The sequence below is a fragment of the Neoroseomonas soli genome (assembly GCF_018129065.1).
Lineage (GTDB): Bacteria > Pseudomonadota > Alphaproteobacteria > Acetobacterales > Acetobacteraceae > Neoroseomonas > Neoroseomonas soli.
Genome location: NZ_JAAEDM010000211.1, coordinates 1 through 671, shown reverse-complemented (window position 1 = coordinate 671; position 671 = coordinate 1). Strand labels below are relative to the sequence as shown.

The 671-nt window shown below is 64.7% G+C and carries 2 protein-coding genes; both read right to left on the bottom strand.

Features of this window, described 5'->3' with window-relative positions; all coding sequences use genetic code 11:
• Positions 1–359 (bottom strand): Ntn hydrolase family protein (locus GXW76_RS26325; protein WP_211864941.1); only part of this gene is annotated, 359 nt, incomplete at its 3' end.
• Positions 360–422: 63 nt separating this feature from the next.
• On the bottom strand, positions 423–671 hold a 249-nt coding region (locus GXW76_RS26320; RefSeq protein WP_211864940.1), incomplete at its 5' end, for an exopolysaccharide biosynthesis protein.

Sequence of the window (671 nt, the reverse complement as noted above, 5' to 3'; positions counted from 1 at the left end):
CCGCAGACCCGCAGCTGGATGTTCGTCGGATCCGCACAGACCGCGGCCTTCTCCTCGAAGAGAAAGCTGCGCAAGCGGTCTGCGACCTGTTCAACCGTATAGGTTTCGGGATCGAGCCGCCAATCCCCGTGGTCCGCGCTGAGACCGGCAAAGCGTCGCCGCAGGTCCTTGAGGAGGGTCTCGACAGACTCGTTCCCGATGCCACCCGATCCGGTGGACATGGCTCCTATGGACAGGCCTTCGCATAGATTGGCGATCTTGTGCGCGTGTGCGTAGATCTGTCCGCTCTCCATGGACCCCGCGCTATCGGCGGCCATGACGATGCCGTCGTTGATCTTCACCGAGACAATGACCGTCACAACGAGATCCCTTCCTGCGGTGTTGTCTTCGACTGCGGTCCCTCGCCGCGCGCAGCCTCCCGCTCAGAGAAGGCCGGGCACCCAGCCCGTGGCACTTGCCGTTTCCCATATGACGATGCCAGTCGCCGCAAGGATGGAGAGTGCGGCCAGCAGCGCGGCGCAGAGCAGCAGGCCGTCCTCCTCCAGATACGCGAAGGCGATCAGCGTGATAACCAGGGCGGGCAGGACATTGCTCAGCGGCACCGGGGCAAGAAGGCAGGCGCCCAGCAGCAGCACGATGCCGCCGACCACCCGCTTCGTCGCCTCGAACGG